Below are 24,139 nucleotides of genomic sequence, written 5' to 3'. Positions count from 1 at the left end.
TATTTAGCCATGAATTTTAATTTACCTGGTACAGACTTTGTGCCTTTTACTCAATCATTGTCAGATGACAGAAAAGTGTCTCCTAAAAGACCATTTGTTGAAGCAAATTCAGAAGAGATTAGCCTTTCCTTTTTGAAAAATAAGTGTATTATACCGGTTTTCACTAAGGATAATGAAACTACTCTTTCTCATCAAGAATTTATAGATTCTGCATTCAACGTTGTTAAAAGTATTTATCCTAATGAAGTGATTGAGGCTCCTGAGATTAGAGTTTCTCATCAGATTAAAGGTAGAACTCCGGATGCTATACATCTTCCTGTAAAAGATTTAAAAGATGAGCAAAAAACCACTTACTATGAGAGAATGGCATTTATAATCAGAATTCCTTCAATTTCTGAGGATATAAACGGCAACAGGTTATCTTTAACAGTAGGAGGTGTAAGAGCTTTAAACACTGAAAACTTATACAATAAGAAGACTTCAGAAAAGTTCAAAATATTCATAGGATTTCAGAATATGGTCTGTTGTAATTTATGTGTATCAACTGACGGCTTTAAGAGTGAAGTTAAAGCAATGTCAATTATTGATTTAGAAGATAAAATGAGGGAGTTATTTTCTTCATATTGTCTGCAAAGTCATCTAAATGCGATGATACAACTTGCCAAATATTCCTTGACTGAGAGTCAATTTGCTCAAATTATTGGCAAAGGAAGACTTTACAATTTCTTGCCTAAGTCAGAGAAGAGCATTTTGCCGGAACTGTTATTAACAGACGGACATCTAACAACCGTTGCAAAAGATTTTTACAATGATGATAGCTTTTGTAAAGATGAATTTGGAAATATTAACCTCTGGAATTTTTACAATCTATTAACCGGAAGTAATAAATCTTCCTATCTAGATACGTTTCTTGACAGGGGAGTGAATGCATTCCATTTCACAGAGGGTATTCTTGATGCACTGAAGAACAGTGATTCAAGGTATTCATGGTTTCTTCAATAAATTTTAAAAGGGGTTGTAATCACATACAGCCCCTTTTTTTAACTCTTAAAAATTTAAATTATGCTGTTTAAACTTATAATATTTACACCCCTGATTAGCTTATTAATAGGGTATATAATTGTTGTTTTATGGATTAAGGGAGATACTAGTAAGGTTTCTATCTTAGATATAATGGCTATCGGCTTTAAAGTAACCTTATTTTTGATAGGAATTTGGTTGGTAATTTTCAGCTTTTAAAATTAAATAGCTCTTTTGGCTCAATTTCAAGGGCATTTGCTATTTTTACAATTGTTTTTATTGTAGTATTAATCTCAGCCCTTTCAATCCTACCTATTTGATTTTTAGGAATGTCACAAATATTGGCAAGATACTCTTGAGAGAATTCCTTTTTTTCTCTTAGTTGCCTGATGCGAATTCCCATGTTTTTCAAAAAAGTATCCTCTGAAATAGTCATATTCAAAGGTCATTACATTTGGAATTCTTAATAGACACATAAATGTGTCTAATTTTATATATTTGTTAAATAAATAGTTACAATATGAAAAAAATACTTGCATTCGCATTTCTGATAGTTGTGTTATTAGGGTGCAGCAGTGACTCAGATAGTGGAAATAATAACAATAATAATGGTAACAATGTTGATTATGAATTTACAATCAAGATTAATGGTGTTGTACACAAAGTAAAAGGAAACACTAGTGATTTTATTGATGAGTACGGCTCAAATCTTTTCGGGATTAATCCAAATAGATGTTATGCAACTATAGGCACTACAACTAATTTACAGTTCATCATTGCAGACATTACAAAAAGTAACTTTATATCTGGTCAGACACTAACTGTTAATATTATTATTCCTAATTGTCAATTGGGACAAAATGAAGCAACAGTATCAATTTTAACATCTCCGGTGCTTGATAGTTTTGATTCAACAAACAACACAGGGGGTATATTTGTTGAAAACAGCGGTTTATATTGTTTTTCTAATGCAGGTAGTTGTCAATACCCATACATGGAAGATTTTAAGAATAAAGTAACAATAAATATTACAGATTTAGGTACCTCTCCAACGACAAATATAAATCCTCAAAATGGTAATTCAATTAATTATGGAGACACATTCAAAGGTAATTTTAGTGGTACCGTATATTATTCAACACCTTTTAATAGTGTAGTTGTTCCGGCAAATTTTAATATACCGATGCAGTTGAGTATTGATTTTAAAGCTATTAGAATAAACTGACTCTGATATTTTTCTCTGTTACAAGTTTTTTCATTTGAAATGGAGAGATTAATTATTTTGTTTTAAATAGTATAAGCTAATAGCCGAAGCTATCAGTTATGGTTGGTTTTTCTTATGTTATTCTGCTTTCTTGACGAAAATATTTTATTTTAGCAGAAAGTACTCAGTTCGCTGGCATTGTAACAGTCGGATAGCGGTGAAACGTTAACTGTAATATTTAAAAATATGTATAGAAATTCACCAAATCGAATTTTTAGCGGAAAAGGATCAATAAGTGAATATTTTAGAACTAAAGTCCAAGGAATTCAATCAGAGATAAATTCGGCAAGCGAGAACTACATATTAAATGTTAGTGAAGAACAATTTGCACAATATTTAGTTGACGAGAATACCATTGAAGAACCTATAATTCATTTTGATGATGTTTACGCTGACCATTATGAAAAAGAAATTTCAGCCGAGGATTTTCCACAAACTTTTCATGTTTACAGTGGAGAAAGATATAAGCGAAAAGTTATTCAATTTTTCGTTCCTATCACAGGAAACTCAGAGTTACTAAAATACATGCCCGGAATTAATACAATTACTCTTGGAGGTGGAATTACAAGCTTTGAAGTTGAACACGGAAAACTTAAACTTGAAGTAATCGATTTTTATGATAATCCCCAAAAAATCAGGCAGAACTATGATGATAATGTAAAACATACTCATGACAAATATAGTTTGCTCAAAAAGAATATTGAAGAATTCAACAATTCTTTATATACATGGATAATTGGAGAAATTAGAAAGCGTAAAAACGAATTTTTAGCCAAAAATGAGTTTATGTCTTCATTAGGTGTGCCTCTGAAAAAAAAAGAAAATACTACTGAAACTTTCGCAGTACCCAAACCTCCATTACGAACAAAAATTAAAGTTGACAAACCTGAAGTCAAAAGTTCTGGTTTCAAGCCTGAACCAACATTAACTATTGAAATTTACAATCAAATCTTGAAACTGATTAATGATGTTGGGAAGAATTTTGAGAGATTGCCAAGTGTATATAAAGATAAGGGCGAGGAAGATTTGAGAGACCACATAATAATGATTTTAGACCCAAATTTCGAAAATGGAAGTGTTACTGGTGAAACTTTTAATAAAACTGGGAAAACTGACATTCAATTGAGGTATGACAGTTCAGTTGTGTTCATTGCAGAATGTAAGTTTTGGACAGGTGAAAAAGGTTTTTTAGCAACTATAGATCAGCTATTAAAATATTTGACTTGGAGAGATACAAAGGCTTCTGTAATAATGTTTGTCAGACAAAAGGACTTCACATCTATTCTATCAAAAGTTGAAATTGTGACTAAAACACATAGTAACTATATTGCTTTTGTTAATAAAAGTGATGAAAACTGGTTCAATTATAGATTCCATTTAAATGGAGATAAAAACAGAGAAGTTAAAATGGCGATACAGTTATTTCATATTCCATAAAAATACTTCTGCTAACAGCTGTTATCAGCTAGAGTGTTTTTCTCAAGTTGTTCTTCTTTCTTCACGTAAAAATTTTATCTTAGCAGAAAGTACTCAGTTCGTGGGCCTCGAAAAAAGCCACTAGTATCGAAACGTTACGGGTAAGGCTATGAAGAATGGAATAAATATTAAAGATAATTAAAAATAAATGCAAGTAAAACTAAGTCAAGCTGTTAAAATGTTCTTCGGAAACTCATCTTTAGAGATGGTTTATTTCGAAGCTATTGCAAATGCACTTGATGCAGAAGCCAATGAAATTACAATTTCAATTACAGCAAAAGCATTAAACCAACCAGAAACTTTACAAATAGAAATTTCTGATAATGGACAAGGATTTACTGATGAACGATATAATAAATTTTCAAAATTATTTGATGTTGAAGAAAGTTCACATAAGGGTTTAGGAAGATTAGTCTATCTATGCTACTTTGACGAAGTGAAAGTTATTAGTAATTATGATAAGGTAAAGCGGCGTGAATTTGATTTTAACGAAAGTTTTAAGGAAGAAAGTTCTAAGATAACAACTGTTCCAGAAACAGAATCAGGTACTTATTTTAAAATGACAGATTATGCAATTTCGAGAATTGCAAAAAATGAATACTTAAGTGGAGATTATTTAAAACATAGAATACTCCAAGAATTTTATTCAAGATTGTTTCATCTCAAGGAACAAGGGAAAAAAGTCGTAATAACTATTAAAACAGATATTAACAATCATAAAAAAGAACAGGTTTTACTAAATTCAGATATTCCAAAGTTTACAACTGTAGAACTTGAAAGTTCAATTAATCTAATTGATACTTTTTATTTGCACTATTCTATAAAGGAAGTTGATCCAGACGAAAGTTCTTTAATTGCTGCTGTATCTGTTGATAATAGAACAGTTAAAGTTGATATCGTTGCAGAAGAGAATATTCCTTTGGGTTATGAAATGGTATTTCTTTTATTCTCAGATTATTTTAATGGTAAAGTAGATGCTGCTAGACAAAATTTAACCATTTCAAAAGCAGATTTAAAAGATATACAAACCATTTTTAGAAAAAAGGTAGCTTCAATAATTGAGGAGAACATACCTATAATAAAAAGGCGGAATCAAGAAACTAAAAACAATCTTGTAAACAGATATCCACATTTAAGCGGTTATTTCGACGATGACAACGTCGGCTATATCGGAAGAAATGAAATATTAAAAAAAGCCCAAGATGAATTCTTTAAAGCCCAAAAAGAACTATTAGAAGCAAGTAGCTTAACAAATGAGCAATTTGAAAAAGCTTTAGAGGTTTCGTCAAGAGCATTAACTGAATATATTTTATTTAGACAATTAACGATTGATAAACTAAAAAAATCTACTAGCGATAATAGTGAAGCTGAATTGCACAAGCTCTTCGCCACAACAAGAAAAGAAGGTAAGTTTGAAAAAGAAAATTTTGTAAATGATTTATATAGAAATAACTCATGGTTGCTTGATGATAAGTATATGACTTATGAAACCATTTTAAGCGACAGAGAATTTGGAGAACTAATATCGTTTATTACAGAAGATGAAATTGAGAGAAATGATGATAGAATTGATATTGCCTTGGTTTTTTCTAATAATCCTAACAACAAAAAACCTTTCGATATAGTAATTGTGGAATTAAAGAAAAGAGGTATTTCGTTAGAGGAGAATATGAAAGTTGTGACGCAACTCGAAAAAAGAGCTCGAAAACTAATGCAATACTATGAAAATCAAATTCAAAGAATTTGGTATTATGGTATAATAGAGTTTAATGAGGAAGTTGAATTAGCGCTGTCAGGCGAATATACAGAACTGTACTCGACTGGTAAAATGTATTATAAAGAAACAAGCGTAGCAATTTCTTTGAGTCCAAAAAAAATATTACCTATAGGTGTCTTTATTTGGGATTTAGATGCGGTTGTTGAAGATGCACATTCGAGAAACGCAGCATTTTTGAACTTGATTAAAAATAAATTCACAACCGAATAATAAGCAACCCCAGCCCATAACAGCTTTCATCCGCTATAGCTGGTTTTTCTTGAGTTGTACTTCTTTTTTTACATAAAACTATTATCTTAGCATACAGTATTCTATTAATTGGTATTGCTCAGTCAATCAGTTAAAATCAAATTAATAAAATCACAGAATACATGAGGAAAATTAAGTAAACAGACTTGGTTAACGAACGTTTACAAAACAGATAAAACCAAGACTTTGAGTGCTTTATTAAATTACTGAGATATTAAAAGTAAGTGTAAAAGACCTACTTAAAGAGGAATAATAATTATGACAAGATATATTTCAGAAGCCGATACGAGAGCAAATTACATTGATCCAAAACTTATTGAAAGTGACTGGACTTCTGATAATATTGAAAGAGAATATTATTTTACTGACGGTAGAAAACTACTTGGGAACAAACGAGGAAAAAGATTATTTCTCGACTACCTTTTGAAATTCAACAATATAAATCTTGCAATAATAGAGGCCAAAAAAGCTGATGACCACCCAACAAAAGGACTACAACAAGCAATAGATTATGCAGAAAAATTAAAAATTGAATTCGTTTATTCTTCAAATGGCAAGCAAATCTATGAATTTAATAGAGTCATTGGCAAAGGAGATTATATTGAAAAATTTCCCACTCCTCAAGAACTTTACAATAAAATTTTCGGAAAAAACATTGAATTAAAAAGACAATTACACAGCATTCCTTTTTATTTGACAGGTGCAATGAGACCACGTTACTATCAGGAAATTGCAGTTAATAAAGTTTTAGAAAACATTGCAGAGGAAAAGAAACGTATTCTATTGACACTTGCAACAGGAACTGGAAAAACATTTATCTCTTTTCAGATAGTTCATAAACTTTTTCAAGCAAAATGGAATCTAGATGGTGAAAGTCGAAGACCAAGAATTTTGTTTTTGGCTGACCGAAATGTACTCGCTGACCAAGCAATAAATGCATTTAATCCTTATGAAAATGACCTTGTAAAAATTAATGGAGAAGAAATCAAAAGCAGAAACGGTGTTGTACCAACAAATGCTTTTATCTTTTTTGCTATATATCAAGCAATCGCTGAAAGAGAAAACATCGGAGCATATTACAAGGCTTATCCATCAGACTTTTTTGATTTAATAATTATTGATGAGTGCCACAGAGGAAGTGCAAATGAAGAAGGCTCATGGAGAGCAATACTTGACCATTTCAATCAATCAGTTCATTTAGGATTAACAGCAACTCCAAAAAGAGAAGATAATGTTGATACATATAAATATTTTGGAAAGCCAATTTATGAGTATTCTTTAAATGACGGAATAACTGATGGTTTTTTAACTCCTTACAAAGTAAAAAGAGTTAAAACCAACATAGATGAATATATTCATACGAATGATAACAAAGTTATTCAAGGAGAAATCAAGAAAGACCGATATGATATAAACGACTTTGATAAAAATATAACTATTATTCAACGTACTGATTTAATTGCTCGAGCCATTCTTAATAATATTGGAAGAATGGAAAAGACAATTGTATTTTGTGTAAATCAAGATCATGCACTAGAATTGAGAGATATGATTAACAAATACAAAACAGTTACAGACTCTAACTATTGCGTGAGAGTAACATCTGACGAAGGAAAAATCGGCAGAACATTTTTAGAGGCATTTCAAGATAATGACAAAGATATTCCTGTTATTCTTACATCTTCTAAAATGCTTACTACAGGTGTAGACGCTAGAAATGTAAGAAACATAGTTCTTACTTCTCCGATTGGTTCAATGGTTGAATTTAAACAAATTATTGGAAGAGGAACAAGGGTTTATGATGGGAAAGATTTTTTTACAATAATTGATTTTGTCGGTGCGACTGATTTATTTTATGATGCAGATTGGGATGGAATTCCAGAGGATGAAATTGAAACAGACGAAACCGGAAAGACAGGTTCTGAAAAAAAACTCCAAAAAACTCAAACAAATACTGTAGATGAATCTAGTGAAGAATACGGAGAAAAAAAGGAAAAACTAATAATAGAATTAAGTAACGGCAGAACTTTAAAAGTAATTGACATTGATACAAGATACATAGACGAAAACGGCAAGCCACTATCAGCCAGAGAATTTCTTGAAAAATTGGTTGGGGAATTACCTGCTATTTATCAAGACGAAAATCACCTTAGAAAAATTTGGGCTAATCCAGATACAAGAAAAGAATTATTAGAACAGCTTGGAACTTTAGGTTTTGATAGAGAGCAATTAGATGCTTTACGCAATATGATTGCCTCTCCTGAATGTGATATTTTTGATGTGCTTTCACATATATCATTTAGTTCTGATTTAAAAACAAGAAAGGAGCGAGCAATTGCAGTTCGAGAAAATAATTTCTTTGCTGTTTACCAAAACTTTAAAGCAAAAGAGTTTTTAGAGTATGTGTTAAATCATTACGAAAAGTTTGGAATTGAAGAGCTAGAAAGAGACAAACTTGGCGATCTTGTAAAACTGAAACTTGGTACAACAAAAGATGCCAAAATTGTTTTTGGTGACATGAAAAATTTGTTGGTAGCATACTATCAACTTCAACAAAACATTTATAAAGCAGTATAATGGAATTAGAAATACCAGCAAATAAAATATATAATCACCCCCAAACATTGCAGTTAGACAGCAGCGTAATGACTTTTGTGGGTGAGAATGGTTGTGGTAAATCCGCAATACTAGAGAGTATTTTTAAAAAGTATTTAGTAGATATTCAACAAGATACAGACTTGTTTGCATTTTCATCAGGTAATAATGAGTCGTTTTCATCAATTTTTCAGAAGAATATTAGAAATATTGAAAAGTTAGTAGTTGATGACTTAAATTATGATGAAGAAGAAAATGCAAGTTCAAGAATTGATAATGCAATTAACACGATATACTTTGATCGTTCTTGGGTTAGACTACTTTTGTTTTTTTCAACATCATTAAAAAGAAATGGTAAAGTAATTGAATATTTAAAATCTAAAAATTTGGTTGATGTTGATGAACAGGGCAATGATACTTCGACTCGTATCTATTTTCCATTCAGAGTCAGAAGAAATTACAACTATAAAATATTTAACGCAAGACAAAGAGAAGCAATTGAACCAGATTATCAGTCTGTTAGACGAACATTTTTACATCAATATTTGGTTAAATTTATTGAGTCTTTATATGGTAACTTAGATATTGAGGAAGAAGATGAGCGGATAGTAAAATCAAGGTGTTGGATTAAAGCAGAGGATAGCGCACTAATTTTCGGAAATGATGCTAACAGAATTTTTACATTTCTTGCTTGGGCTACAAATTATGATCAATTTATTTTCAGAGATGATTGTGAGCTTTTTTTCAAAGATAGCTTAGAATTGAATCAACTAAGTGATGGCGAGCATCAACTATTAGCAATATATGCTATGATAGACTTATTTGATTCTGAGAAAGCATTGTTTTTGTTAGACGAAGTTGATTCACATCTTTATTACCGAAATATTCAAAAGTTATGGGATGTTTTTGGTACTATCAACGGAAAAGTTATAACAACTACTCATTCAGCCGACTCAATAATTTTAAACGAATTTTCAAATATAAAACTTGTTGAAAAGGGTAAAATTGAAAATGATATTGTTGCTAATAAAATTCTTGATAGACTTGAATCTTTATCTGCTGGTGGAAATTACAAACTCTCCGTAGCTGGTAAGGTTAAGTATTTGGCACTTGTTGAGGACTATTTTGATTGGTTTATATTTACAGAACTATGTAAGAGGAAAGTTCCTGATTTTGACCTAAATGTGATGCAGCAAATACATTACATAAAATGCAGTTCAGGTTATCAGAATAGTTCACAACGTTTTGGGAATAGTAAATTGGATTGGATAGAGTCATTTAGAAGAGAGCATGCAAACCCTAATACAAAATCTATATTTCTTATTTGTGATAGAGATAATCTTTCTCCTGATGATGTTAGAGATAATGGTTTGGTGGTTAATTCTGTACCTGCAGGTAGAACTAGCACAATAAGTTTAAGAGGAACTGGTAACAAAACGGCTTATTTAATGAGCTGGAAACGACGAGAGATTGAAAATTATCTTCTTAGTTATAGTATGCTTTCAAATTACGGAAAGTTAAATGAAATAAATAATCATCTTGCTCCTATTAACCAATTAATACAAAACAACCCTTGTGACAATAATGATGTTAGGAATTTGGACGTTAAATCGATGTTGCAACCCTTGTATCTCAAAGACGGATTAACTTTAGTTCCAAATGATGAAAGTGGTGTTGACTACAACAAGCTTTCTGCAATAATATCCGAAATACCCGCAGATGAAATATCAGAAGACATTCTAAACGTCTATAACTTTATTAAAGGAAAAATATAAGATGAGCGATATACAAATCAAAATAGATAGAATAACCGACATCCTTAGAAGGGATGATGGTATTAGTGGTGCAATGCATTATACTGAGCAAATTTCATGGATTTTATTCTTGAAATTCTTAAATGACTTTGAAATTAATAAAGCTGATGAAGCAGTCTTAAACGGTAAAGAATATGAATTTGTAATCCGTAAAGATTTAAGATGGGAAAACTGGGCTTGTCCTAAAGATGAAAATGGTAAACTGGATGTAAAGCGTGCTTTAACTGGGAGTGATTTAATTGAGTTTGTAAATAGAACTTTGTTTGATTATCTGCGAAAATTCAAAAATAACAACAATGATCCAAAGTCCTTAAAATATAAAATTGGGGCAATATTTGAATTTTTAGATAATAGAATTGCCAGTGGTCATACATTAAGAGAAGTACTTGATATAATTGATACTTTGGATTTTCAAAGTTCAGATGAACTTTTTGAGTTATCACATATCTATGAAAACTTGCTTAAAGGTATGGGTTCAGATGGAGGTAATTCAGGTGAATTCTACACACCTCGTGCAATTATTAAAGCAATGGTCGAAACAGTAAATCCACAAGTTGGAGAGACAATATATGATGGAGCTGTTGGGAGTGCTGGGTTTTTAGTTGAAGCCTTTGAATATCTAACCAAGCCTGAAAAAAAATCCAAATACTCAGCCAGCGAATGGGAAACAATTCAAACTAATACATTCTTTGGGCAAGAAAAAACTTCATTAGGTTATGTCATGGGGATGATGAATATGATTTTACATGGTATTGAAAGTCCGAATGTATATAAAGGGAACACGCTTACACAAAACATTAGACATTTTCAAGAAAAAGAAAGGCACAATATAATTCTAGCAAATCCGCCATTCGGGGGTAAAGAAAAAACACAAATACAGCAAAATTTTCCAATAGAAACTAATGCAACAGAAATGCTATTTATTCAGCATTTTATGAAAATGTTAAAGGTAGAAGGTAGAGCAGCTATAATTATTCCTGAAGGTGTATTATTCCAAACAAACAATGCATTTAAGAAAATCAAGCAAGATTTATTGGAAGGATTCAATGTTCATACAATAGTTAGTTTGCCAAGTGGGGTATTTTTGCCGTATAGTGGTGTTAAAACAAACATTCTATACTTTGATAGAAAAGGGGCTACTTCAAAAATTTGGTATTATGATGTTACTCCTCCCTATAAACTAACGAAGAATAAGCCTATAGCTTACGAGCATATGCAAGAGTTTGTTGAACTATTCAAAAATCCAAACAAAAGAAACCAAACTAATGGCAAATCATATGAAGGATGTAATGATTGGACAGTTTCTATAAATGAAATAATTGATTATGACATTAGTGCTAAAAACCCTAATAAAATAGTTGAGATTGAACACTTAACAGCTTCTAAGATAATGTCGAAAATTAGAAGTAACGATTTAAAATATAAATCTTTAATTAACGAAATTGAAAAAGAAATACATGGATAATTGGAAAAGAAAAAAACTGGGAGATATTGCATCTTTTATTACAAAAGGTACAACTCCAACTACGAATGGTTTTAATTTTCAAAAATCAGGTATTGGTTTTGTAAAAATTGAAAATATTAATAATGGTGCCGTTGATTTAAAATCTATTGAGTCTTTTATTTCAGAAGAAGCTCATTTTGCTCAATCAAGATCAATTTTACAGAAAGATGATTTATTATTTAGTATAGCAGGTACTATTGGGAAAATAGCATTAGTAAAAGAATCTGATTTACCATTAAACACAAATCAAGCATTAGCAATTATTAGAGGTTACAAGGATGAAGTAATCCCTGAATTTTTAGGGTATACATTAATTTCTAGTGTTTTACACGAGACTAAAAATAAGGCAAGAGGTGGTGCTTTACAAAACATATCGCTCGCTGACATTAAAAATACTGAAATAGTATACCCTATTTCAAAAATTGAACAAGCTCGTATTATTTCAAAACTAGATTCTTTATTTCAAAAAATTGACAAAACAATAGAAATTATGCAAGAGAATATAAATCACTCAAATTCACTTAAAAATAGTTTATTAGAACAAGCCTTTAAAGGAGAATTATAAATTCTAACGCACAAAGTTATACGCTTCATTTTAATATAAAAAAGGGGTTTTTAAACCCCTTTTTTATTGCTAATCTAAATATTCCTCTACAAGATTCTTTTCAATTATTTCAAATCCTTTTTTACTGAAAAGTTGGATTTTATTTGAATCCGGGTAATCTTCTTTGACTTTTGAATTTTTGTGTATACAATATGTAACATCAATTAATTTGTGTACGCATGGAGTGAAATATCTATACCCTTTGAAGTATAATATTATCATTTTTATAATTGTTCTCATTTTTTAAAGTTTAAATTAAAATTTATTTTTTGTAGTTCAGAATGTTCAGTTCTTTCAGACTTACATTATCATCAGAATCTTCTGAATCAAATGAATCTCCTAAAGAAAACTTTTTCTTGGTTCTTTTGATGTAAAAAGCACTACTACCATCATTTAACCTGGTTCTTTCAAATCCCAGTGATTCTAGGCGTTGTCCAAATCTTCTTTTTGCAAAAGGTCTATAGTTATCATCTGCACAAAATATTTTATAATCTTGGTAAAGGTCTTTTAATGCCGTTTTACAATTTAAATCAGAAACAACATTACATTCCTCAACAAATAATGCAATACTGTCAGTTGATTTTCTGAACTCTTCAACAGCCTGAAATGATTTCGCACAATCAGTAAATTTCTGTTGTTTTATTAATCTCTGAAGTCCGGCTAAAACCCAATTGAAAACACCAGGTAACTCATTGTTTATGATTTTAGAAGCTAAGTTTATGTCCTTTTCTGCCTCAGTTATTTTCACCTCAAATGGAATAATTAAAAATCTTCTAAAGTAAGCATCAGTTTGTTCAGTTTCCTTCGGTAGTTCATTAGCATTAATTACAAACCGCACTTTATTTTTCACAGTAAAAGATTTGCCGTATGGCTCTCTAGCTTGCAGCGGCTCACCACTTATTAACGCTTTAAATGTGTCAACTTCCAAATCATTACCTTTTTCTGAACTGTAATTGAGTAGTACGTTTACTAATTTGGCTCTTTTGTATTCATGAGAGAATGTTGCCATTGGATAGTTCAGAACATTTTGTTCTCCAAGCAATGCGCACATGATATTAAAAAATACTGATTTTCCATTTTGCCCAGAGCCGGTAAGTACTAAACATTTTTCAAGATTCATTTCTTTAGTAAAAATGTAACCCATAAATTCTTGTAAAACTTTCTGACTTTCTTCATCCGGTAAGACTTTGTCTAGATAAGATTTGAATGTATTACAAGTTGCGGATTCATCATATTTGAACGGTAATTGATAGGTCATGAAGTCTTTTGGTTCAAAATCTCTCAACTTTCCAAGACCTCCAATTATTTCATACGTGCCATTGCTTAGATTTATTAATATCTCACGATTAACATGAGTGGGAGGTTGTAAAAAACCATCAGTTAAAAATTGTTTTAGCAAACTTTCTTTAAAATCATAATGTATGCTTTCATACTCCGCATTCCCCATTTTAATTGCCGCCTTTCCAAGAAATGTTTTGAAAAGTTCCCTGTCAATTTGTGACCAATATTGTCCGTTGTAAACGTAGATATAGTCATAAACTTTAGCTATATTCCATTTGTATTTTACTGCCGTTTCTCTTAGACTTTTGATAACACCTACAACAATATGTTTTTTGGTAATATTTACTTCATCCGGTATATTCAGAAACTCTCTAAAATTAACTGGTTTTACGTACTCAAGTAAGTTTTCTAAAACATCAATTTGTGTTGATGCTGCTGTTGACTTCAATTCATCCGTTAACTCTTGAGTGTTTTCTTTTTTGTCATTAATATTTTCTGTATTGGATTTTATTTCATCCTCTTTTTTAATCTCTACATTCATAATATTAAAATTTATGGTTAAAAATTAATAATGTTTTTTACCGTTAGGCAGCCTAATATTTTAGGTTGCATCTTGTCAAATTTTTGAATGCCGTAGTTAGATGCCTTCAGAAGCTTCTCTCTTAATTTCATCAATTGACTTTTGTCTTGAACTTGAAATCCAAGCATCAATTTCAGATTGCTTAAAAAAGAGCTTACGTCCCGGTTTGTAGAAAGGAATAACTCGATTATGTACCAATTGGTACAAATAGTTAGGGGAGAAGCCGGTGTAAATAGAGACTTCTGTAATTGTCAAAAAGGTTTTTGATGAAAAATTTTGAATTTCTTCACTTGACCCGTGATTAGAGTCATTTTTAACTTGATTTTTAGTCATAATTATACATTTATAATACCGTTGACTTTTTTAATTAGCCGTTTTGGTTTTCAAATGTATATTGAAAAATTCAAATTCTTTGGTGGCGGTTGGTGGCGCCACCAAAGGTTAACATACACATAATCAATAAGATGTGTTATTTAAATTTTTCGATTTCTTCTTTAATTTGTGGGAGATAATCCCCAATGAACTTTGCCGCTACACTTGATGGTTGTTTTGAATGAAAGTATTTCATAAATGTGTTGTCAGACAATTTATCTTTTTTATTTGTTTGGAATATCTCGGCAACAACCTTGGCAAAATCAGTAGAATTATTTGGTTGAAATATCTCGGCTTTTTGAAGGATCTTAAAGAAAAATGCTAGCTCTTCAACAGTTAGTTTTGTTTTAATTTTTTTAATGCCTAAACATTTTGAAGTGTTTGTATTTGAGACAAATAAAAGATTGTTAATGTCGTCTTGAGTAAAGTTTTCATTTTGTCTTTTGGACTCTTTGATGAACTCAATTGATTTTAATAAAAAAGTATGTTGAGATAGTATAAAGTCATTACAATAAGCGGTGCTATTTTTTTCAAAAAATTCATCCTCTAAATCATTTGAAAATTTATAATTCTTGTGAATTAATCCTGTTTTTTTTGTTTCAAATGTAATGCGGTTAATTTTATCTAACGATTTTAAAATTGAATCTAAGAATTTTATTCTCTCAACTTTGTTGACAATATTATCTAATTGTTCTTCTATAGAATCGCAAAATTTATCAAAGTTTGATTCTAGGGATGAATTAAAATCATCTAATGAATTAAAATCATTGTATGATGTTGTATTCAAAACAATTTGTCCCTTTCCTTCAGGTTTTTCAATTACTTTATGATTAGCCGTTACTATTTGAGCTACGAAAATATGTTTTAATAAATCATCAATTTTAGACATTTGCTTGCTATTTATAAATCCATTAATTTCTCTGAAATCTCTTTTTTCTTTTCATTTTCAAATCCTGCAAAATACCCTTTGGTAGTTGACAAATTACTGTGTTGAAGTGCTTCGCTCACAAATTCCATACTTTCTCCTTGCAAAATCGCATTTGTCGCAAATGTATGTCTTGCCCAATACGTAGATATTTTTTCCTCTATACCGCATGATTGTGCAAGGGAGAGAATGTGCTGGTTTATTAGTCGAGTAAAGTTTTTTATCTTTTCATGTTGTTCTTCTGCGGATTGATTTTTATTAATAATTTTAAAAATGTATTCATCCGGTTTCCCATTAATATTGCCGTATTTTTTGATTACATTCAAGGCAAAACTATGTAACGGAATACTCAAAGGAAGATGGTTCTTGTTAGTTCTAGATGTTTTTGCTCTCTTAAAAGTTAATACCCCATCTTTCACATTAGACACTTTTAATTGAAGGATATCCTTAACATTCATCCCGTAACATACATAAGAAAAAAACCAAAAATCTTTAGCAATTTCCTGTTCTGAACTTTTGGGAGGACAATTGTATAATGTAGAAAGGGATTTTTTGTTAAGTGCTTTTTTTACAGATTTAGGCGCAGGTATTATATATTTTCTTTTACCAAATGGGTATAATTCTATCTTTACAGCTTTATCTTCTATAGCATTATTGAATATTGCTCTTAATGGGCGAAGATATATTCCAACGGTAGTTTGGCTTAGTTTCTTTTCATCAATCATATATCTTTCATATTTCTCTAACCAATCTGGTGTAATTGCATAGAAAGGTATCATGTCTTTTCCATAGAAAGCTATTAAAGATTTTAAGCTCAATTCGTAATTTGAAGCTGTGCCGATTTGTTTATTTTCCTTTAATTTATTTATGTAAATGTTGTAGTAGTATGCTACATCGTTTTTGTTTACACTTCTATTTGAGAAGAAAATATTTTCAAATTCTTTAGTAGTAAAATGTTCAAGAGAAGCCGCAATTTGGTTGGCTTTAGTTAAAATTGCATTAAGTTTTATGTTGTCCTCTTTGTATTCTTTTTTAGGTTTCTTTGTCTCCCAAATATTTTTGAATTCTTCTTCAGTGTATTCAAGTGAGAGATTATAAAATTTTTGTTCTCTTGGAAATGGCACAAAAACACGAAGTTTAACTGGGTATTTCCCGTTCTTCTTTACTCTTCTAGTATCTAAATAGATGCTTAAGTGAATGTCAGTTCCCATTTAAACGTTTGATTTAGTTAAACCTTTATATTTGCATACAATTTGCATACAAAATTATAAAATTAAATAAAATAAAGGTGAACTAACTTCATTTAATTCCTTGTAATGCTTTGATAAAAAGGGATTAAATAAAATTAAGTAAGATTGACTAAAGTTATAAATTATGACTGTTAATCAGAGGGTCCTTGGTTCGAGCCCAAGAGGGGGAGCCACATTGGAAAAGCCATTCGAAAGAGTGGCTTTTTTTATTTCCATACTTTGCGAACTATTGAAAAATCTGGTCATAAGCTCAACTATATAGTTCTCAGAATTGGTTCGAAAACCATCTTTTTCAAGCACTATATTTTCAGGGTAAATCACCCTTAAAAATGAACCTTTTGCCTTATCTTTCAGTAGGTTGAACGTATTCCCCAATTTGCTTAACAATTCTACTGAATTATCCACATATTTCATCAAATCAATATCGTTTTCCTCAAGTGCATCAATACGGTTTTCTATGTCGTTAATTTTATCAGAATACCTTTTTTTAACCTTGAAATAGTCCTCAGGCGACAATTCGTTTACCATATACTTATCCTCTGCATTCTCAAGCATTTTTTTTATCGAATCCCGTTCGGTTTTAAGCTCATTTATGCGAGTTTTAGCGCTAACGGTATTTGAATTAATAACATCGCTAAGAATCGCTTTAAATAGCTCCTTAACATTTTCGTTTAATGAAATTGTGTCCAATAATTTCTGCACTCTCTCATGTACAACTTCTTTTTTCAAACGAATTTTACATGAGGACTTACAATGATAATACTCATAATAACCACCATTACCCTTAGACTTGCTAGCAGTTATTTGTTTTCCACAGCTTGGGCAAACCAGATTCCCCCTTAAAGGGAATGCTTCGTTTTCGCTGGAAGGAAATTTAGCCTCAGAATTTTTTCTGCCATCCAAAACGTTCTGAACTTTTTTAAATAGTTCTATATCGATTATTGGCTCGTGAATGCCTTTAATTATCTCAGCTTGTTCCTTTTTATATTCAGGTATCTCTATCAATCCGCAATACGTTTTATTTCTGAGCATATTGTAAAACTGTTGCTTCTGAAGTTTTAGTCCATACTCATTTTTTAACTTTTTCCTTATCACCTCAACAGGCTCAATACCTTTGGCAACTTCACTATATGCCTTAACAACAATTTTCGCATCGTTGTTAGGTTCTATCGAAGTTTTATCAAGTAATTTGGTGTTTGAATATCCAAATGGTGCTTTAGCTATAAAACATCCTTCTTTTTTTGCCCTTCGCATTCCGTCTTTGGTACGTTGTGAAATTTTATCATTTTCTACCTCGGGGATAATTAAAAACAATGACAACATCACTTTGCTATCTGGAATACTAAGGTCAAGCGGTTGTTCAATAGAGTTTACTTCAATACCCATTTCCGACAGTTGTCTAATTACCGTTAAGGCACCCTCTATATTACGCGAAAACCTATCCCACTTGGTAAACAATACCATATCAATCGAATTTTTATTCTTTTTAACGTACTCCATTAATACTTTCCATTCAGGACGGTCAAAATTTTTTGCTGAATAGTCCTCTCTGAAGTGCCTTGAAATATTGTATTTGTTTAGTTTGCAATACGTTTTTAACATTTCTTCTTGATGGTTTAAGCTAAAACCATTTTCTGCCTGTTCGTCTGTACTTACTCTACTGTAAGTAATTACATTTATGTTTTTCATAATTTTATTTTTTTAAATTTTGTTTTTGCTGTGCACAATTTCAGCGATTTTGTACAGTGCTTCTCTTAACATTTCTACTTCTTCTTTAGTATAAAAAATGCCGTTACGATTTAAAATTTTTTTACATTCGGTAATTGAAAGCATTAAATTACATCCGCCTGTTCTCGATTTTTTAGGACGGGAGATTATTGTATAAAACCTCATCAGGGTACAAGATACTTGACTGCCTGAATAAGTAATTTGGCTTATTAGCCATTTATAATGCTGAAACTACTTTTTAGAAACAAAGTAGTAATAATTGAAGTTATGCGTCAAAGTTGCAAAGCAACCCCCAGCGACTTAGGGTAATTTTTGTAATAGGGCTGTTTTTGAAGAACAAACAGTTTTAACTATAACTCGAATATATACAAATATACCGAATTAAAATGAAAATTGCAATTTTGTATAGCAATTTGTTTTCCGGCTTCAAAGCCGGAAAACAAATCATCATATCCCTAAAATTTGATTCTTTTTTTTATCAAACTCATCTTTGGTGATTAGTCCCTTACTGAGCAATTCTGCTAATTTATTAATGTCGTCCAAATTATTGTTTTGACTTAAAACCTCAACAACCTCTCTTTTTTCAATTTTCAAGTCTTCAAATTTCGGGAGTTTTGACCTTTCGTCATCACCAATAAAAAACATTAAATTATTACCACCATGTCTATTTTGAATAACTACTCTTATAGCTTCAACTCCATAAATGTAAATCAGTATACTTTGTATCAAATTTAACCCTAACATGCCATCGAGAAATATTGAACCAAAAAAAAGGAAAACCGAAAAAAGTGTAACGGCTAAGCCTAAGTAAAACATAATTGTGGATTTTGTAATTGCTAGAAATATAAATCCACAAATAGCAACAACAATCCCAATTAGTAAAGTCCTAAAACAATAAACAAAATCAACATGATTAAGTATTCGCATGTTTTGAATTTCCACATTTCCAATATTAGTTCTTGATATCGTATTTACGTTGTTAACAAATCCTCTTTTTTGCTGAAATGAAACACTTTCGCTATCTATCACTAAATTTCCGCTTGAAAAATTTATAGTTTTGTTACTCATTTTATATTTGTTCTATAGTCTACAATTAAATATTCCATCCCAGTAGTGTGGAACTTCTCCAAACATTCAATTCCTTTTTTTCAGTATCTTTTTATTTTTCAGGAGTATCCCATAGGAATGATTTGACTGATTAAAATCCGATTTTGTGTCCTTTATCTTTTACCTTAATAACCTTTTCGAGCTCTTGCCTCATTCATTCTATCCAAAGTCTTTTGTGCACAATCTTCACAACTTGTGAAAATGGCACCTTTGTCTATGCTTAATGGTCCACCAACTCCATCTGAAGATACAGTAAATCCGTCACCTTGATATTTTTTTCCACATTTCTCGCAATTGTGCCACTCAGCAGAATTATTTGAACTTGAATTTAAGTCATCACTAGTATTTTTTGAATCACCTGTAGCTATAGCAACGAAAACAAAACTTATAATTACCAAAGTAGTTGTGAACAGTTTTATTTTTTTTTTCATTTTATACAAAATTTGATTTATACGTTTAAGTTTTAATATTCCCAACCCTTATCGAGGGTTAATGATGAAGCATGCCAATTAGATTCAATATCTCCAACTTCTAACCATCCTTCATCACCTTTACCACTTCTAATCATAATATATCCCGCATCGCATTTTCCTAACAACCTGTATTTATTCCCATGCGATTCTTTATTTAATGGTCCTATTGAATAATTTATTATTTCATCTGGGTTCTCTTTCCATGCCTCAGCGGGTTCACCAAGTGAATAGAAATGATTCTTTTTCCAAATTTTTATTTGATTTTCAGTAAATAAAAATCTATAAAAAACGTTCATCCCAGAATGAGCAATACTACTTTTCCACTTTCCAGGTAAAAATTCTTTTATTTCTTGTTCAGACTGAATATCGACTTTCCCATTATCACCTGACCCATAAGCCATAAGTAGGAACAAGCAACAAACAATTACCGAACTAATAATTTTCAATTTTTTTTTCACTTTTATAAAATTTAATGTTAATACAAAATAAAGAATACATTATCAGACTTGTAAGTACATCGTTATAGTCAAATGTGCCTGATATAATTTTTAAGTATTGTAAAAACTCCATAACACACAAAACAACCAACGGCACAAATAAAATTTTAGTTAACCATCTAAAATTCTCACTCCATATTAAATAAAGCAAAGCCGAAAATGAATAAACCCATAAGCCGTCTGGCAAAGAATATATAATCCAATTAGGAAGTTTTGCGCCATATTTACAGGTTATATCTCTTAGGCTTTCTACATACTCACTTCTTATTCAGTCATAATAAATTAAATCACTAGACCTAAAAAACAAGTAAATAAACCCACCGCTTAACAATGGTAACATTACATGTTTAACACCAAATGCTAGTTTCTCTTTTAAATTCATACTAACTGTTAGTTTAACAAAAACATGTCAAAAATATAAAAAAACTCTATATAAAGAGGTAATATATAAAGAGTAACTAAAAATAATACCATTTTATTCATTTGCTATTATTATAATGGCTAATAAAATGGAGGAAAACGATGAAAAATTATTTTTAAAAAATATCGGTGAAAGGCTAAAATTTTATCGTAAAAAGGCGGGATATTCTAATTATGAATACTTTGCCTATGAAAATAACATTAGTCGTCCTCAATATGGCAAATATGAAGCTGGAGCAAATATTCAGTTAAACACCTTATACAAAATACTAAAAGCACTTAAAGTTACACCCGAAGAATTTTTTAAAGGAATCGAGTAACGTATATTTTTAGGTCATGCTTCGAATTAGTACACTTTTTTTAGCTAAAAACCTGGTTTTTAGGCGTATATTTTTGCCATTCTAAAAATATACACTATATTTGTCATGCAATTAAAATTATTCGCCATGTCAAAAGTAAAATACATCAGAGTTTCAACAACAGAACAAAACACAGGTCGTCAAGAGGTAAATGCCAACCAATTTTCAAAAATCTATATCGACAAAACTTCGGGTTCAGTCCAATTCACAGAACGAAAAGAAGCCTCTAAACTTATATCTGACATCGAAGCGGGTGCTATATCTGAAATCCACATTGCTTCCATAGATAGGCTAGGACGAAACATTATCGATATTCTTACAATGGTCGAATATTTTAACAAAAGGTCAATAAACCTGTTTGTGGAAAATATCGGAATGTTTTCGCTTGTCGATAACAAACCAAATCCGAGTTTCAAAATGATTGTAAGTGTATTAGGCAATGTAGCCGAGATGGAACGAATTAATATGCTAGAACGCCAACGTCAAGGCATCGAGCTTGCAAAAGCCAAAGGAACATATAAGGGTCGACTTTACGGAACTAGAATGTCAGACGAAGATTTGCTTAACAAATACAAAGCGGTTGTTCGTGAACTAAAAAGCGGTCAATCTTTAAGAAGAGCCGCTAAACTCGGAGGTTGCAGTTTAGGGACAGCTCAAAAAATCCAAAGATTAATCTCCCTATAATCAAAAAAGGTCGTGAGATTCACGACCTTAATTTTTTAATAAAACAACAGGAACACCTTAAAGGGAATCTGCTTCTTTTTACAATAAAACGCCTTTTTTAAATATAATTCATCCAGCACATACCCAATTATAATGGGTACAAAAGGGACATTATTAAATGAAAAATGATACAAAATTTTAAACGCCTTATCAAGTGCCTGATTAGTAACACTTACATTTTTTGTTAATTATCGAAGGCGGTAACGAGTAAACAAATTTTACAAAAAGCAAAGGGGGAGTGCTATCCAAGTTGTTCGATACGCTTTTTTATCTCTTCAATCTCCTTTTCGAAAAAAAGTTTTTTTAATTGCTTTTGCAGTATTTGTTTTTTGTGCGGGTCTTGTTCAACCTGCACCTCAACTTGTTTTACTCTGATTTTAGCCAATATCTTCTCCATCACGTAAGTAATTTGTCAGATACTCTTCCAAAAAAAGTGCATTAAGGTTGTTATCCCTGAGTAAAAGGTTGTATTCCATTAATAGGTGTTCGTCGTCCAGAATAGCGTTTTCTTCGTACATGCGAAGGCTGTAATCAACTAAGAACTGTCTTAGTTTCGGATTGTAGTTAAAATTAGTTATTTGCATTTTGTTGTTTTTTTAATGTTGTTATTTTTGCTTGTTTGCTAATGTAATCACGCCAACCGCTGAGGTCGTAAATTATACTTTCAAAGTAACTCATATTACTGAAACCCAGTTTTAACATACTCATAAGTGCCTTTTTATTAGTACACTTAATGTAACAATGTATGTGATTTTGCCCGTTACTTTTTTTAGGTTCAATTGCGTAATGTATCTCCAATTTTGCATCATCAGTTCTATCGAAAACAAACTGCATTATTTTGTTTAAATCGTTTTCAGATAAATGTTTACATGGGTCGATTGTAAGTGCATAGTACTTGTTTCGCCTTTTTCTCAACGGTCTGAATTTTGGTAGTAACAAGTGATGAATTTGCCAATGGTGGTTCTTGTCCTTATATAGTAATTCGTTACTAGTATTTTGCTCTAGTACAGCAATAATTCTCCTCACATTGCGGGAAGAAACTTCAAATTTTTTACTTACTTCGTTAACTGTGAAGTATTCGTTTTTTTGCATTTTATTTTGTTTTTAAACGTACCCTACCTTTTAGGATAGCTGTATAATGCCGTCCATTGGTAGCTTATTTTATAATAAATATGTCGGCTTTTTAAAAAGTTCCGACGGAATTAAATTTTTTTTGAATAAAGTTGATATTTGAGTTTGGTATATGGTTTACCACTCAAAAAAGTACAGAGCTTAGTTATATTAAATGGCTTCTACAAAGTCGTAATATAAATGGTGAAGCTTTTTTAAATCTGTTGCGAATTGGTTCGAAAAAACAATATCATGGGGAGCAAAACAAAAGCCTGATACGAAAGTATCAGGCTTTTTCATTTGCGACCACTCTTGGGCGATAAGAGCCCATGAGGGATTTCCTTCGGCAGTCGCTACGCTCGTGTGATATTAAGAGGAGGAAGCCCGGTGGGCTTTACTTTATTCAGTATTCTTCTTCCCAAAAACCATCAAACCACAAGTGATACAAGATACTCCACATTTCGTACTTAGTACTTCTTACATCGTACTTCCAACTTAAGTTTCCCTTAAATCTCCCAAAGCCATAGTACAACCATAAAAAAATAGACTTTATTTTGTGCCGAAATTCAGTTCAAATTAGGTGTAAAGGTGAGCAAAAGACTGTTTTTATATTTCTTTTTATTCAGCATAGTGTCGACTTTAAGTGGTCAATGCTACGCTGCATCACCTATTTCCTATGGTACTAAAACCCTGAATGAGGTTGCCTCAAAATCAGAACGCATTCAATTTAACGAAACTGCCAACCTCTTTGAGTTCTCCAAATGCGAGTTGGTCAACGGTAACGATAACGAGGAAAACGAATTCGAGCAAGAGTTTGCAGAAAAACAAGCAGTCTCAATTGATTTTCCCAAAACTGTCGGATTGTTATTCAATTGGATAGCCACTACCACTTTCAATTCCACCATTTCCCAAAATTACTACAGGGAAAACAGCTCGCGTTTACCACGTCACAACTTTATAAGCCTAAGAGTACTGCGCCTGTGATTTGATTTTTTATTCCGTTCCTAACCC

At 31.2% G+C, this 24,139-nt stretch carries 23 protein-coding genes; 11 read left to right on the top strand and 12 right to left on the bottom strand.

All coding sequences use genetic code 11. The features are described from left to right. The first annotated feature begins 9 nt into the window (after nt 1–9). A complete protein-coding gene (locus SK086_RS01420; protein WP_324689254.1) occupies nt 10–1,002 on the top strand; it encodes a DUF3871 family protein in 993 nt (330 codons plus the stop codon). Between the two features lie 226 nt (nt 1,003–1,228). Here SK086_RS01420 and SK086_RS01415 read toward each other — a convergent pair whose 3' ends face one another. After that, nucleotides 1,229–1,423 (bottom strand): helix-turn-helix domain-containing protein, encoded by a 195-nt coding sequence (locus SK086_RS01415; RefSeq protein ID WP_324689252.1) that lies wholly within the window; start codon nt 1,421–1,423, stop codon nt 1,229–1,231. A gap of 117 nt (nt 1,424–1,540) precedes the next feature. Here SK086_RS01415 and SK086_RS01410 point away from each other — a divergent pair, with 117 nt between their 5' ends. The 7 genes from SK086_RS01410 (at nt 1,541) to SK086_RS01380 (ending at nt 12,264) form a co-directional block, all read left to right on the top strand. Next, nucleotides 1,541–2,245 carry a hypothetical protein gene (locus SK086_RS01410; RefSeq protein WP_324689249.1) on the top strand — a complete coding sequence of 235 codons (705 nt, stop codon included), beginning with the start codon at nt 1,541–1,543 and terminating at the stop codon, nt 2,243–2,245. 225 nt (nt 2,246–2,470) lie between these two features. Beyond that, the gene (locus SK086_RS01405; protein WP_324689247.1) at nt 2,471–3,721 is read left to right on the top strand and encodes a hypothetical protein; all 1,251 of its coding nucleotides are present in this window, start codon (nt 2,471–2,473) and stop codon (nt 3,719–3,721) included. A 187-nt stretch (nt 3,722–3,908) separates the two neighbouring features. Next, the gene (locus SK086_RS01400; RefSeq protein ID WP_324689245.1) at nt 3,909–5,747 is read left to right on the top strand and encodes an ATP-binding protein; all 1,839 of its coding nucleotides are present in this window, start codon (nt 3,909–3,911) and stop codon (nt 5,745–5,747) included. 297 nt (nt 5,748–6,044) lie between these two features. Next, on the top strand, nt 6,045–8,363 hold the full coding sequence (hsdR, locus tag SK086_RS01395; protein WP_324689243.1) for an EcoAI/FtnUII family type I restriction enzme subunit R: 2,319 nt from the start codon (nt 6,045–6,047) through the stop codon (nt 8,361–8,363). Then, nucleotides 8,363–10,156 (top strand): AAA family ATPase, encoded by a 1,794-nt coding sequence (locus tag SK086_RS01390; protein WP_324689241.1) that lies wholly within the window; start codon nt 8,363–8,365, stop codon nt 10,154–10,156. Before hsdR ends, SK086_RS01390 begins: the two co-directional genes overlap by 1 nt. A gap of 1 nt (nt 10,157) precedes the next feature. Beyond that, nucleotides 10,158–11,660, top strand: coding sequence for a class I SAM-dependent DNA methyltransferase (locus tag SK086_RS01385; protein WP_324689239.1), 1,503 nt, complete (start codon nt 10,158–10,160; stop codon nt 11,658–11,660). Further along, entirely contained in the window at nt 11,653–12,264 is a 612-nt protein-coding gene (locus SK086_RS01380; protein ID WP_324689237.1) for a restriction endonuclease subunit S, read from the top strand. The genes SK086_RS01385 and SK086_RS01380 overlap by 8 nt, the downstream gene beginning before the upstream one ends. A gap of 301 nt (nt 12,265–12,565) precedes the next feature. Here SK086_RS01380 and SK086_RS01375 read toward each other — a convergent pair whose 3' ends face one another. The 8 genes from SK086_RS01375 to SK086_RS01340 all read right to left on the bottom strand — a co-directional run bounded on the left by SK086_RS01375 (nt 12,566) and on the right by SK086_RS01340 (nt 20,477). Further along, on the bottom strand, nt 12,566–14,125 hold the full coding sequence (locus tag SK086_RS01375; protein ID WP_324689235.1) for a DNA primase family protein: 1,560 nt from the start codon (nt 14,123–14,125) through the stop codon (nt 12,566–12,568). Between the two features lie 96 nt (nt 14,126–14,221). Next, nucleotides 14,222–14,497, bottom strand: a complete 276-nt coding sequence (locus SK086_RS01370) for a helix-turn-helix domain-containing protein (RefSeq protein ID WP_324689233.1) — start codon at nt 14,495–14,497, stop codon at nt 14,222–14,224. A 136-nt stretch (nt 14,498–14,633) separates the two neighbouring features. Further along, nucleotides 14,634–15,425, bottom strand: coding sequence for a hypothetical protein (locus tag SK086_RS01365; protein ID WP_324689231.1), 792 nt, complete (start codon nt 15,423–15,425; stop codon nt 14,634–14,636). Between the two features lie 11 nt (nt 15,426–15,436). Continuing rightward, nucleotides 15,437–16,672: a tyrosine-type recombinase/integrase gene (locus tag SK086_RS01360; protein ID WP_324689229.1), complete on the bottom strand. Its 1,236-nt coding sequence runs from the start codon at nt 16,670–16,672 to the stop codon at nt 15,437–15,439. 174 nt (nt 16,673–16,846) lie between these two features. Next, nucleotides 16,847–18,400 (bottom strand): recombinase family protein, encoded by a 1,554-nt coding sequence (locus SK086_RS01355; protein ID WP_324689227.1) that lies wholly within the window; start codon nt 18,398–18,400, stop codon nt 16,847–16,849. Nucleotides 18,401–18,886: 486 nt separating this feature from the next. Further along, complete coding sequence (locus SK086_RS01350; protein WP_324689225.1) at nt 18,887–19,507, bottom strand: SHOCT domain-containing protein; 621 nt, start codon at nt 19,505–19,507, stop codon at nt 18,887–18,889. A 164-nt stretch (nt 19,508–19,671) separates the two neighbouring features. Then, nucleotides 19,672–19,977, bottom strand: coding sequence for a hypothetical protein (locus SK086_RS01345; protein WP_324689223.1), 306 nt, complete (start codon nt 19,975–19,977; stop codon nt 19,672–19,674). Nucleotides 19,978–20,009: 32 nt separating this feature from the next. After that, a complete protein-coding gene (locus SK086_RS01340; protein WP_324689221.1) occupies nt 20,010–20,477 on the bottom strand; it encodes a hypothetical protein in 468 nt (155 codons plus the stop codon). A 548-nt stretch (nt 20,478–21,025) separates the two neighbouring features. Between SK086_RS01340 and SK086_RS01335 the strand changes: the two genes are divergently transcribed. Continuing rightward, a complete protein-coding gene (locus SK086_RS01335; protein ID WP_324689218.1) occupies nt 21,026–21,256 on the top strand; it encodes a helix-turn-helix domain-containing protein in 231 nt (76 codons plus the stop codon). 126 nt (nt 21,257–21,382) lie between these two features. Continuing rightward, nucleotides 21,383–21,979: a recombinase family protein gene (locus SK086_RS01330; RefSeq protein ID WP_324689216.1), complete on the top strand. Its 597-nt coding sequence runs from the start codon at nt 21,383–21,385 to the stop codon at nt 21,977–21,979. Nucleotides 21,980–22,259: 280 nt separating this feature from the next. On the opposite strand, the gene SK086_RS01325 is transcribed toward SK086_RS01330, so the two are convergent. Genes SK086_RS01325 through SK086_RS01315 form a run of 3 tightly spaced genes read right to left on the bottom strand, consistent with a single transcriptional unit; the run spans nt 22,260 to nt 23,110 of the window. Then, on the bottom strand, nt 22,260–22,415 hold the full coding sequence (locus tag SK086_RS01325) for a hypothetical protein (protein WP_324689214.1): 156 nt from the start codon (nt 22,413–22,415) through the stop codon (nt 22,260–22,262). Then, on the bottom strand, nt 22,396–22,602 hold the full coding sequence (locus SK086_RS01320; protein WP_324689212.1) for a hypothetical protein: 207 nt from the start codon (nt 22,600–22,602) through the stop codon (nt 22,396–22,398). Before SK086_RS01320 ends, SK086_RS01325 begins: the two co-directional genes overlap by 20 nt. Beyond that, on the bottom strand, nt 22,589–23,110 hold the full coding sequence (locus tag SK086_RS01315) for a hypothetical protein (protein WP_324689210.1): 522 nt from the start codon (nt 23,108–23,110) through the stop codon (nt 22,589–22,591). Before SK086_RS01315 ends, SK086_RS01320 begins: the two co-directional genes overlap by 14 nt. Nucleotides 23,111–23,716: 606 nt before the next feature. On the opposite strand from SK086_RS01315, the gene SK086_RS01310 reads away from it, so the two are divergent. After that, entirely contained in the window at nt 23,717–24,112 is a 396-nt protein-coding gene (locus SK086_RS01310; protein ID WP_324689208.1) for a hypothetical protein, read from the top strand. Nucleotides 24,113–24,139: the final 27 nt, after the last annotated feature.

Origin of the sequence: Flavobacterium cheonhonense (assembly GCF_035671315.1) — a bacterium.
In the GTDB taxonomy this organism is placed as follows: Bacteria; Bacteroidota; Bacteroidia; order Flavobacteriales; family Flavobacteriaceae; genus Flavobacterium; species Flavobacterium cheonhonense.
Note: the sequence above shows the minus strand (reverse complement) of the source record. Positions and strands in the feature narration are given on the sequence as shown.

What these genes read in the sequence shown, in the direction of transcription:
- SK086_RS01350 (WP_324689225.1), bottom strand. Translation starts at nt 19,507, where the DNA reads ATGAGTAACAAAACTATAAATTTTTCAAGCGGAAATTTAGTGATAGAT.
- SK086_RS01420 (WP_324689254.1), top strand. Translation starts at nt 10, where the DNA reads ATGAATTTTAATTTACCTGGTACAGACTTTGTGCCTTTTACTCAATCA.
- SK086_RS01415 (WP_324689252.1), bottom strand. Translation starts at nt 1,423, where the DNA reads ATGGGAATTCGCATCAGGCAACTAAGAGAAAAAAAGGAATTCTCTCAA.
- SK086_RS01385 (WP_324689239.1), top strand. Translation starts at nt 10,158, where the DNA reads ATGAGCGATATACAAATCAAAATAGATAGAATAACCGACATCCTTAGA.
- SK086_RS01365 (WP_324689231.1), bottom strand. Translation starts at nt 15,425, where the DNA reads ATGTCTAAAATTGATGATTTATTAAAACATATTTTCGTAGCTCAAATA.
- SK086_RS01325 (WP_324689214.1), bottom strand. Translation starts at nt 22,415, where the DNA reads ATGGAGAAGATATTGGCTAAAATCAGAGTAAAACAAGTTGAGGTGCAG.
- hsdR (WP_324689243.1), top strand. Translation starts at nt 6,045, where the DNA reads ATGACAAGATATATTTCAGAAGCCGATACGAGAGCAAATTACATTGAT.
- SK086_RS01335 (WP_324689218.1), top strand. Translation starts at nt 21,026, where the DNA reads ATGGAGGAAAACGATGAAAAATTATTTTTAAAAAATATCGGTGAAAGG.
- SK086_RS01320 (WP_324689212.1), bottom strand. Translation starts at nt 22,602, where the DNA reads ATGCAAATAACTAATTTTAACTACAATCCGAAACTAAGACAGTTCTTA.
- SK086_RS01345 (WP_324689223.1), bottom strand. Translation starts at nt 19,977, where the DNA reads ATGAAAAAAAAAATAAAACTGTTCACAACTACTTTGGTAATTATAAGT.
- SK086_RS01380 (WP_324689237.1), top strand. Translation starts at nt 11,653, where the DNA reads ATGGATAATTGGAAAAGAAAAAAACTGGGAGATATTGCATCTTTTATT.
- SK086_RS01315 (WP_324689210.1), bottom strand. Translation starts at nt 23,110, where the DNA reads ATGCAAAAAAACGAATACTTCACAGTTAACGAAGTAAGTAAAAAATTT.
- SK086_RS01375 (WP_324689235.1), bottom strand. Translation starts at nt 14,125, where the DNA reads ATGAATGTAGAGATTAAAAAAGAGGATGAAATAAAATCCAATACAGAA.
- SK086_RS01370 (WP_324689233.1), bottom strand. Translation starts at nt 14,497, where the DNA reads ATGACTAAAAATCAAGTTAAAAATGACTCTAATCACGGGTCAAGTGAA.
- SK086_RS01405 (WP_324689247.1), top strand. Translation starts at nt 2,471, where the DNA reads ATGTATAGAAATTCACCAAATCGAATTTTTAGCGGAAAAGGATCAATA.
- SK086_RS01410 (WP_324689249.1), top strand. Translation starts at nt 1,541, where the DNA reads ATGAAAAAAATACTTGCATTCGCATTTCTGATAGTTGTGTTATTAGGG.
- SK086_RS01355 (WP_324689227.1), bottom strand. Translation starts at nt 18,400, where the DNA reads ATGAAAAACATAAATGTAATTACTTACAGTAGAGTAAGTACAGACGAA.
- SK086_RS01400 (WP_324689245.1), top strand. Translation starts at nt 3,909, where the DNA reads ATGCAAGTAAAACTAAGTCAAGCTGTTAAAATGTTCTTCGGAAACTCA.
- SK086_RS01390 (WP_324689241.1), top strand. Translation starts at nt 8,363, where the DNA reads ATGGAATTAGAAATACCAGCAAATAAAATATATAATCACCCCCAAACA.
- SK086_RS01330 (WP_324689216.1), top strand. Translation starts at nt 21,383, where the DNA reads ATGTCAAAAGTAAAATACATCAGAGTTTCAACAACAGAACAAAACACA.
- SK086_RS01360 (WP_324689229.1), bottom strand. Translation starts at nt 16,672, where the DNA reads ATGGGAACTGACATTCACTTAAGCATCTATTTAGATACTAGAAGAGTA.